General features: G+C 72.3%; 8 protein-coding genes. 6 read left to right on the top strand and 2 right to left on the bottom strand.

Going from position 1 to position 10,068, the window contains the following annotated elements; genetic code table 11:
* Positions 1–92 precede the first annotated feature (92 nt).
* From ACFT9I_RS07600 to ACFT9I_RS07580, 5 genes are all read left to right on the top strand, one after another.
* Entirely contained in the window at positions 93–566 is a 474-nt protein-coding gene (locus ACFT9I_RS07600; protein ID WP_382561780.1) for a hypothetical protein, read from the top strand.
* A gap of 154 nt (positions 567–720) precedes the next feature.
* Positions 721–2,433 carry an RNA ligase family protein gene (locus ACFT9I_RS07595; RefSeq protein WP_382561778.1) on the top strand — a complete coding sequence of 571 codons (1,713 nt, stop codon included), beginning with the start codon at positions 721–723 and terminating at the stop codon, positions 2,431–2,433.
* Entirely contained in the window at positions 2,433–5,282 is a 2,850-nt protein-coding gene (locus ACFT9I_RS07590; protein ID WP_382561776.1) for a poly(A) polymerase, read from the top strand. The genes ACFT9I_RS07595 and ACFT9I_RS07590 overlap by 1 nt, the downstream gene beginning before the upstream one ends.
* Positions 5,283–5,307: 25 nt before the next feature.
* Positions 5,308–5,934: a TetR/AcrR family transcriptional regulator gene (locus ACFT9I_RS07585; protein WP_382561774.1), complete on the top strand. Its 627-nt coding sequence runs from the start codon at positions 5,308–5,310 to the stop codon at positions 5,932–5,934.
* A 109-nt stretch (positions 5,935–6,043) separates the two neighbouring features.
* The gene (locus ACFT9I_RS07580) at positions 6,044–7,555 is read left to right on the top strand and encodes a DHA2 family efflux MFS transporter permease subunit (RefSeq protein ID WP_382561773.1); all 1,512 of its coding nucleotides are present in this window, start codon (positions 6,044–6,046) and stop codon (positions 7,553–7,555) included.
* On the opposite strand, the gene ACFT9I_RS07575 is transcribed toward ACFT9I_RS07580, so the two are convergent.
* Positions 7,546–7,998, bottom strand: a complete 453-nt coding sequence (locus ACFT9I_RS07575) for an Lrp/AsnC family transcriptional regulator (RefSeq protein ID WP_382561770.1) — start codon at positions 7,996–7,998, stop codon at positions 7,546–7,548. The genes ACFT9I_RS07580 and ACFT9I_RS07575 overlap by 10 nt on opposite strands.
* A 108-nt stretch (positions 7,999–8,106) precedes the next feature.
* Between ACFT9I_RS07575 and ACFT9I_RS07570 the strand changes: the two genes are divergently transcribed.
* Positions 8,107–9,063, top strand: a complete 957-nt coding sequence (locus ACFT9I_RS07570; RefSeq protein WP_382561768.1) for an SMP-30/gluconolactonase/LRE family protein — start codon at positions 8,107–8,109, stop codon at positions 9,061–9,063.
* A gap of 22 nt (positions 9,064–9,085) precedes the next feature.
* On the opposite strand, the gene ACFT9I_RS07565 is transcribed toward ACFT9I_RS07570, so the two are convergent.
* Positions 9,086–9,994, bottom strand: a complete 909-nt coding sequence (locus ACFT9I_RS07565; protein WP_382561766.1) for a helix-turn-helix domain-containing protein — start codon at positions 9,992–9,994, stop codon at positions 9,086–9,088.
* Positions 9,995–10,068 lie beyond the last annotated feature (74 nt).

The following is a 10,068-nucleotide window of genomic DNA, read 5'->3' as shown; positions in this document are numbered from 1 at the left end:
ATCCCGGGCCCCCCCCCCCGGCCGGGGGGGCGGCCCCCACTTCTGTGTCCAGGGTCCGTGAGAAGTGAAACGACTGAGATGGGTCCACATACTTGAATGTGTTCGATGAAGGCGATGCGTGCAGTTCGTTCGCCCGGAAGATTCAGGTGATTTCACGTATCACTGCTGGATGGGCCGGTCACTCTGTTCACACAGTGGTGTGCCAGATGGATGCGCCGTCGTATGAGGGGGACCTGACGGTCGGTCTCGTGGGAGAGGACGAGCCGTATACGCCGGTGTGGCTGCACCTTGCTCGGATCCGCTACCTCCGCATGGAGGATTTCCAGGAGACAGGACCATCCTTTATCGATGGCATCCAGGTCTCGGTGCTGCCCGCACCACGGTCCGACTGGCCGGCCGAGGCGCGCATCCATGCGCTTCGGGGCTGGGAAGGCAAGGGGGGTGAGGCCGACCTGGAATGCGAGATGGCGTGGGTCGCGATTGCCGGTCCTTGGAACTTGGAAGCGATCGCGCAGATCATCAATGTGTCCGTCACTCCACCGGAGCTGACGAACATGTCAGCGTGATTTCGTCGAGGATTTCTTCGACGCTTCTGTTGGTTCCGAACGCCGGCGGGCGTGACGCGCGCCGGCGAGGGCCCCGTTATTCGGTGGAGTGGGGTTCGGACAGCTCCTAGGGTTGCCGAGGCAGTTGTTGTGGGGCGGCGGGGGAGTGTGGGGCATGCGTACGGCGTATCCGCGGACCGTGCATGTGCCCTGGTCGCCCGGGGTTGGCTCCGACGATGTGCGGGGCGGGGATCTGGACGGGTTGCGGGGGCGGGAAGTTGTCGTCACCGAGAAGATGGACGGGGAGAACACCACCCTGTACGGCGACGGGCTGCACGCCCGGTCGTTGGATTCCGGGCATCATCCGTCGCGGGGCTGGGTCAAGGCGTTGCAGGGGCGGGTTGGGGCGAGGATCCCGGGTGGGATGCGGGTGTGCGGGGAGAACCTGTACGCGCGGCACTCGATCGCGTACGAGGAGTTGGAGAGCTGGTTCTACGGCTTCTCCGTCTGGGACGGCGAGTGGTGTCTCGGGTGGGACGAGACCGTGCGGGTGCTCCGGGGGCTGGGGATTCCCGCGCCGCGTGTGCTGTGGCGCGGTGTCTTCGACGAACGGGCCCTGCGGGGGCTGAAGTTGGACCCCGCGCGGCAGGAGGGGTACGTCGTACGGACCGTCGAGGGCTTCGTACGTGAGGAGTTCGGGCGCCGGCTCGCCAAGTGGGTGCGGCCGCACCACGTACAGACCGATACGCACTGGATGCACGCCGCCGTCGTGGAGAACGGGCTCGGGGCGCGTGCCGCGTTGTGGGACGTGCGGTCGGGGGGTCCCGTGGATGCCGGGGCCGTGGCGCGCGCCGTGGGGGTGGCGGGGGACGAGGACGCGGCCCGGGAGGTCGTGGGGCGGCTCGACGCCGCCGGGCGTACCGGGGACGACCGGCTGGGCGGGGTTCTCGCGGCGCTCTGCCACGACGTGCCGCGCGGCCGGCTCGCGGGTGCGCTCGTCGCGCCGCTCGGGATGGCGCAGGCCCGGCGCGTCGCCGACCTGGTGGGTCTGTACGCGGGGTTGCACCGGCCGTTCCCCGACGAGGCACGCCGTGCCGGGCTCGCGCGGATGGCCGTCGCCGCCGACCTGGGGGTGCTGCACGCCGTCGCCGGCGCGGTGGCGGACGAGGCGTCGCGGGAGCAGGTCGAGTGGTCCGCGCTGATCGCCGAGGAGGCCGGGCTGCTGGGCCGAGAGCCGTTGCGGGCGCTGCGGGAGGGGTTGCGTACCGCCCTCGACGGGCTCGAAGCGGATGTGATTGCACGCTGTTGGGCTCAGGCCCGTGACGCCTGGGTCGAGGGGCGTCTTAGTACGGTGGAGGAGGCGGTCGCCGCGACCTGGCGGTGGCGGTCCGGGGACTTTCCGCGGCTGATCCATCTCGTCGGTCCTTCGGGGAGCGGGAAGAGCACCTTCGTAGGAGGACTGACCGGGGTCGGGACGCGGGTCTCGCTCGACGAGCTGCGGGAGGCACGCGGCGCGCGTGCTGATCAGCGGGACAACGGCGATGTCCTGCGGGACGGCCTCGATCGGCTCGACCGCGCGCTTGCCGAAGGCGGCACGGTCGTGTGGGACGCCACCTCGCTCAACCGGCAACAGCGCTCGCTCGTAGGGACGTTGGCGCGCCGGCGCGACGCGCTCGTCACGCACGCCGTACTGCTCGTGGACGAGGCGGAGCTGGTCAGGCGCAACGGCGTACGGCCGCACCCGGTGCCGCCCGACGTACTCGCGGGACAGCTGCACCGCTTCGTACCGCCGTATCCGGGGGACGCGCACCGTACGTGGTACGTCGGGGCGGGCGGCGACATCGAGGACAGGGACAGCGTCGAAGGGGAAGGGGAAGGGGAGGACTGATGCGGACCAGCGATCAGCTGTACCACCAGGTGCGTTGGGACCCGCGCTTCGATCCCGCGCGCTTCGTCCTCGGCGTCAGCCGGCGCGGCACGAGCCCCGGGCGGATCCCGCTGCCCGCGTTCGTGCCCGGCGGCGACATCCCGTGGCACCGCGTGCTGTTCGTGGAGGCCGACGGCGAGGTGGTCTGGGACCGCGCCACGGGCGTCGACCGCATCGACACGACGGACGCGGGGCGGGTACGCCAACCACGGCTGCTGCGGGCGCCGTTCTTCACCGCGGGTACTCCTTATGTGTACGGCTCCGAAGGCTGGCGCCCGGCGCAGGGCGGGCCGTCGCCTTCACCCGTCGGCTCGCTGCGCGTCCTGACCTGGAACACACTCTGGGACCGCTACGACAGCGACCGCGTCCACACCGCCGCGCGGCGCCCCCTGCTGCTCGCCGCCCTGGAGGAGTCGGACGCCGACGTCATTGCGCTCCAGGAGGTCGAACTCGACCTGCTCGCGATGCTGCTGAACGCGCCCTGGGTGCAGGCGAGTTACACCGTCGGCAGCGACCCGCGCGGGCGCGACGTGGACGACAACGGGCTGCTGCTCCTCAGCCGCTTGCCCGTACGCGAGGCGGGGCACCATGTGCTCGGCTCGCACAAGGCCGTCACCGCGTTCACCGTGGAGACCGCCGCAGGGCCGCTCGTCGTGGCCGCCACCCACCTGAGCAGCGACCACTCCAAGGACGGCGCGGCCCGGCGCCGTAACGAACTGGCCGCCCTCGCCGAGGGGTTGGGCGGTATCGACGCCGATCTGATCCTGCTGGGCGACTTCAACGACGGCGCCGGTGGGGACGGCGGACCGGCCGCCGCGCTCGGGCTGCGTGACGCGTGGAGCGAGGTGTACGGCTGCGAGGACCGCACGCCCACGTTCGATCCGGTCACCAATCCGCTGGCGGCGGTGGCCTCGCTGTCGGGCCGTGCCGCGCGGCTGGACCGGGTGCTGCTGCGGGGGAGCGGGGTGGTGGCCGGGGCCGCGCTGCGTGGCGATACACCGGACGCGGGCGGGCTCTACATCTCCGACCACTACGGGGTGGAGGCGGAGGTCGATCTCGGTGCGGTGGAGGGGAGTTCGCACGCGGACGTCCTCGACGTGGCCGCCACCGCCCGTACGGCCGTCGCCTGGCTACCGCCCCACGAGCTGTGGGGTCCCCTCCAGGCCGTACGGCGCGAGCACGATCCGCAGGTCGACCGCTGGCCGCCGCATGTGAACCTGCTCTTCGGCTTCGTCCCGGAGTCCGACTTCGAGCGCGCGGCCCCGCTGGTCGCCGCTGCCGCCGCCGGGACGGCGCCCTTCACGGCGCGGCTGGCCGGTGTGCACACCTTCGGGCACCGCGAGGACGCCACGCTCTGGCTCGACCCGGCGGCGAACGGCTCTGCCGGTGGCGGCGCGGGGTGGGCGGAGCTTCGGCGGGCGCTGGAGCGGCGGTTCCCGCGCTGCGGTGGGCGGCGGGCCGAGGGCTTCACGCCACATCTGACGCTGGGGCGGAGCCGCGACCCGCAGCGGGTCGCGACGGGGATCGAGGCCCGGCTCGGCGAAGTGTCGTCGTCCGTGGGTGAGTTGGCGCTGCTGTCGCGCAGGGGTGACGAGCCGATGCGCGTACGGGCGACGGTCGCGCTCGGGACGGGTGAGGTCTGCTGGCTGCCCGAAGGGGAGCCGAGCGTGAGCTTGTCGGCCGCCAATGCCGCCGACGCCGCCCGCGCCGACGAGACCGTGCGGCTGCTCGCCCGCACGCTGGGCGAGGGCGTCGTGCATGTCGTGGGCTCCCGCCGCATGGGCTGCGCGTCCGCCGGGGCGGACCTGGACCTGGTGGCGGCGCTGCCGGGCGCGGCGGTGGACATGGACGAGATACGGCGACGGGTGACCGCCGCCCTCCCGGCCCCGGACGATGCGTCTCCCGTACGGGAGGTGGTCGGGGCGCGGGTGCCCGGACTCCGGCTGGTGGCGGGGGAGTTGGGCGTCGACCTGGCGGTGGTCGCGGCCGGAGGCGTTGACCCGGCCGAGGCCGTGGACCGTCGCGCCGACCTGGGCGAGGCGGCGGCCGTCGCGCTGAGCGCCGTGAGCGACGCGGCAGCCGTACGAGACGCGGTCGGCGACCGCCACGACGCCTTCGCCCGGCTGGCGAGGGAGGTGAGGACCTGGGCCGGGGCGCGCGGGCTGGACTCCGCTCCCTTCGGCGGGCTGCCCGGCCTGGCCTGGGCCGTGCTGGCGGCGCGCACGACGCGCGAAGCCGGGAGCCTCGTGGGTGACGATCTGCTCGGGCACTTCTTCGGGACCTGGGCGGCCTGGGACTGGCGCGTACCCGTCGGTCTCACAACGGGCCCTCCCAGTAGGGGAGTTACCGCCCCGCTCGCCGTCCTGACCCCGACCGCCCCGATCCGCAGCTGTACCGAACAGGTCGGCCCCGGCCACCGTGACCTGCTGGTCCAGGAGCTGTACCGGGCCTGGGAACTCCTGGAGGCAGGCGGCGCGCGCACCGCACTCTCCGCGCCCCCGCCGCTGCACCGCAGGCACGCCGCCTGGGCGGTGGTGACGGTGGACACGCGGCGCCCCGACACCCTGGGGCGGTTCCGCGGCCGCGTACGCGCGCTCCTCACCGCGCTCGAAGCGGCTGGGGTGCGGGACGCGCACGCGTGGCCGCGCCCGTACGCGACGGATGGGGGCGCGCTTCGGTACGCGATCGGCCTCGGCGCCGACCCGCCGGACGCCGCCGCGCTCGCCGGGATCGTGGGCCCGTGGGGCCGTGGTCTGCGCGACGTGGATGTCGCGTGGGCGCGGGGCGGCGACGTACCGACTCTGAGCTGACGCCACGCGGACGTACGCTGAAGGGATGCCCGAGCTGCCCGCAGACACCAGTACCAGTACCGGCACCACCAGTACCCACCGCGTCGACCCCCGGGTGCTGCGTACCCGTGCGCTGCTGAAGGCCGCGGCACTGGAGCTGGCCGCCGAGCACGAGCCCGACACGATCACCCTGGCGCACATCGCCGAGCGGGCGACCGTGAACCGCGCGACGGTGTACCAGCACTACCGCGACCGCGAGGAGCTGTTGCTCGACGCGATGGAGGACGAGCTGACCGGGCTGGTCCGGGTGGCGGCGGCCTGCCCGCTGGTACTCCCGCCGCGCGAGATGCCGGCCGCGCTGACCGACGTGTTCCGGCACATCGAGACCCACGCCACGCTCTACCGGCGCCTGCTCGGGCCGTGCGGGTCCGCCCGGTTCGCCAACCGGCTGCGGCAGTTGTTCGCCGACGAGGTGGCCAGGCAGATGGAGGCGGCGGGCACCGGACGGCATGACGACCCCGCGATCACGATGCGCGCGCACTACTCCGCCGGCGCGCTCGTCGGCCTGATCACGCACTGGCTGACGCGGCCCGAGGTGCTGCCCGCCGAGGAGGCCGCGGCGGCGGCCTGGGGCGGGATACGGCGCTCGACCCCACCGCCGCAGCCGATCTAATCAACAACTGTTGTTAAAACAACAAGTGTTGTGAAAGTCTGAACCCTGTTCGGTTGGTGATCAGGGCTGCCCCTCCATGGCGCGGCCCTGCGGGGGCAGGGGGGCGCGGATGGACACGGAAGCAAAAGCGGGCATAGAGGCGGGCGCTGCCACGGACGACAGCCGTATCGACCGCCGACTGTGGCAGCTCGGCGGAATCATGGCGCTGGGCGGCTTCGCCTCCCTGCTCGACGCCACGATCGTCAACATCGCCGTCGGCACGCTCGGCACCGCCTTCGACGCGCCCCTGGCCACCGTGCAGTGGGTGGTGACCGGCTATCTGCTCGCTCTCTGCGGCGCGATTCCGCTCAGCGGCTGGGCGGCGGAGCGCTTCGGTGCGAAACAGGTGCTGATCTTCGCCCAACTGGTCTTCACCGTCGGGTCGTTGCTGTCGGGCCTCGCCTGGTCGGCGGAGAGCCTGATCGTGTTCCGGATCGTGCAGGGCATCGGCGGGGGACTGGCCGTCACCGTCGGCCAGGCGCTGGTGGCCCAGGCCGCCGGGCCGAAACGGCTCGGCAGACTGATGGCCGTCCTGTCCGTACCGATGCTGCTGGCCCCGGTCGTCGGGCCCAGCCTCGGAGGCGTACTCATCGACCGTCTCGACTGGCGCTGGATCTTTTTCATCAACGTGCCGCTCGGCCTGCTCACCGTGCTGCTGATCGCCGCACGGGTCGACAACGTCATGGCCCCCTCCTCGCCGAAGCTCGACGTGGTGGGCCTGCTGCTGCTCCCGCCCGGCCTGGCGGCGCTGCTGTACGGCCTGTCGGAGGCCGGCTCCGACGGGGGTTTCGCGGGCGGGCGGGTGATCGGCGGCCTCGTCGTGGGTGTGGTGCTCCTGGGCGCGTTCTGCGTGCACGCGCTGCGGACCCGTACGGCGCCGATGCTGGACCTGAGGCTGTTCCGGGACCGCGACTTCGCCTCGGGGGCGGTGGCCGGGGTGCTGCTCAGCGCGGCCATGTTCGGCGCGATGATTCCGCTGCCGCTCTACTTCCAGGTCGTACGGGGCGAGAGTGTCCTGCGTTCCGCGCTGCTGCTGCTTCCGCAGAGCATCGGCTATCTGCTCGCCGTGGCGGTGGTCGCGCCGCTGACGGCCCGTATCGGCGCCCGGCGGCTCACCTTGATCGCGATACCGCTCGCGGTGCTCGGCACGGTCCCCTTCGCCCTGCTGGGCGCGGGTGCAGGCGCAGGCGCGGGGTCCGGTGACGGCGGTGGCCCCGCGCCCCTGCTGCTCGGCGCGGCGATGGTCGTACGCGGCTTCGGGTTCGGAGCCTCGATGCTGCCGACGATGACGGCCGCGTACACCGGCATGGCGGCGACGGCGCTCCCGCAGGCGACGAGCGCGTTCACGATCCTGCAGCGAATCGGCGCCTCCGTCGGTACGGCGGTGCTGGCCGTGGTCCTCCAACAGGCCTCGGGGGCCTCGGGAGACGGCCTCCGCGCCGCGGACGCGTTCGGGACGTCCTTCTGGTGGGCGCTGTCCATCACGGTGCTCGCTCTGGTCCCGAGCGCCTTCCTGACGGGCGGCCGGGACGGAGCACGGTCGCGGGCAACACCGGCCGAGGTCGAGGGAGTTCAGTCCTGATCGGCGACACGTGGGGAGACGGGCCGCTCGAAGAAGGTCTCCAGCACCACCGTGGCCTGCGTCCCGCTGACCCCGTCGATCGCGTAGATCCGGCGCAGCACGTCCTGCAGCTGCTCGGTGGTCCCGGTCCTGATCTTCACCAGGACCGACGCGCTGCCGGCGATGACGTGCGCCTCCAGGATCTCGGGGAGCGCGGCGAAGCCCTCCGCCGAATCACCCATCCATGAGGCCGAGTTGACCATCACATAGGCCAGGACGCCGCTGCCCACCGCCGCCGGGTCCACCTCGACGGTGGTACGCCGGATCGCGCCGCGTTCCCGCAGCTTCCGTACGCGTTCGTGAGCCGCGCCGGCTGAGAGGCCCACGGCCTGGCCCAGCGCGGCGTAGGACTGGGTGGCGTCCAGCTGGAGCTGTTCCAGCAGGGCGCGATCGATACGATCCACGATTCTCCATTCGGCCCAATCTTGTACTGACCGTACTGCATCCTGCACTATTCCATCCATGCCGAAGTTCATTCGGTATCGTGACTGTCTGGAATGGGAAGGATCCGCATGACCGGCGAACGCCCGCTGTACGAGATGCTCGACGACCGGTTCCGCACCGGCCGGTGCATGAACGGCGACGACGGCCCGGAGGTCCTGTACACCGGCTGCCGCTGGGCCGAGGGGCCGATCTACCTGCCCGCCTGGCGCCAGCTCATCTGGAGCGACATCCCCAACGACCGGATGCTGCGCTGGGACGAGGAGACCGGCGCCGTCGGCGTCTTCCGCCGCTCCGCCGGGCACACGAACGGCAACACCCTCGACCGCCAGGGCCGACTGGTCACCTGCGAGCAGGGCAACCGCCGGGTGACACGTACCGAACACGACGGCACGGTCACGGTGCTCGCCGACCGCTGGCAGGGCAAGCGCCTGAACAGCCCGAACGACGCGGCGGTCAAGTCCGACGGCTCGATCTGGTTCTCCGACCCGGACTTCGGCATCACCAGCGACTACGAGGGCTACCGCGCGCAGAGCGAGATCAACTCCAACAACGTCTACCGCATCGACCCCGCCACCGGCGAAGTGCGCCTCGTCGCCGACTGCTTCGGCGCCCCGAACGGCCTCGTCTTCTCGGCCGACGAACGGCGGCTCTTCGTCTCCGACACCCGGGCCGGCCTCATCCGGGTCTTCGACGTACGCGATGACGGCACGCTGTCGGACGGCGAGATCTTCGCCGAGGCCGCGGCCCGCGAGCAGGCCCGCTTCGACAACCTCCGCTTCGACGACGCCGGCCGGCTCTGGGCGGCCGCGATGGACGACGGAGTGCACTGCTACGACCCCGACGGCACGCTGATCGGGCGCCTCGACATCCCGGAGGCGGTGGCCAACATCGCCTGGGGCGGCCCCAAGCGCAACCGCCTCTTCATCACGGCGGAGACCAGCCTCTACTCCGTGGTCATGAGCACCACCGGCACCCACCCGACCGGGCCCGGGCGCAGGCCCTGGCTGGACTCGGAGTCCGGGTGAGGCGCTGAGCCGGGCGGGTACATCACCGCGCCGACCGGGGGCGGAACACCGTGACGGCGCCCGCGCCGCAGTCGCGGCAACACCCCGGTTCCGGGGCGCGGAAGGCGCGTTCGCACTGGTCGCAGGTCTGGAACGGGTGCGGGCGCACGACGGCGGGCGTGGGCGGCAGCGGTGGCGGGAGCAGTGCGCCGAGGCGATGGGCCAGCAGGGCGGCCGGGTGGCGGGGGTCTCCCGGGAGGTTCGCGGTCAGGGCGCGTCGTACGGAGTCGGGCGCCGCGCCGCGCTCCAGCCAGGTGGCGACGCCGGGTGCGAGGCGCTGTACGTCACGCTCGGCGAGCAGGAGGCGCGGGTCGTGACACCGGAGCCCCGCGAGCAGATCGACGGCGGCGCGGTGGCGGTCCGGGTCGGGGGAGAGGGGCTGCGGGAGGGGCGGCGGCGCGAGTTTCGCGGGCGCGGGCTTCGGCTTGGGCGCGGGCTCCGGTACGCGTACGGGCTCCGGCGCGGGCGCGGGCGCGGGTACGCGTACGGGCTCCGGCTTCGGTACGGGGACCCGTACCGCCCTCCGTACCCCCGGCTGGTTGTACGACACCGTATGCGTGACGATCCGCCCGCTCGGGAGCCGCTCGCGCGTCCGCTCCAGATAGCCCGCAGCCTCCAACTCCCGCAGCGCGGCGGCGATACGCGCCTCGCTCTCCGGGAACCGGGCTGTCAGGCACTTGATGCCGATCCGGGCCCCGGCGGGCAGCGACTGGATGTGAACGGCGAGCCCGATCGCGACGAGGGTCAGCTCACGGTGCTGCGCGAGGTGATTGCCGATAACCGTGTAGCGCTTGGTGAGGCGGGTGTTGGCGTGCGTGACACCGGATCGGGCGACGGGCCGGGGAACTCCGGACGTGGCGCGCGAGGGCGCGCTAAGGTGCTGAACATCCATCGGGAAGCGCTACTTCCTTGGTGGTGAGGCCCTCGTTCGGGATGCCAGTCCCGGCCGGGGGCCGTTGTCTGTGG

Origin of the sequence: Streptomyces sp. NPDC057137 (assembly GCF_042670825.1) — a bacterium.
GTDB lineage: Bacteria > Actinomycetota > Actinomycetes > Streptomycetales > Streptomycetaceae > Streptomyces.
The sequence above is the reverse complement of the archived record's forward strand: the minus strand, read 5'-3'. Positions and strand labels throughout refer to the sequence as shown.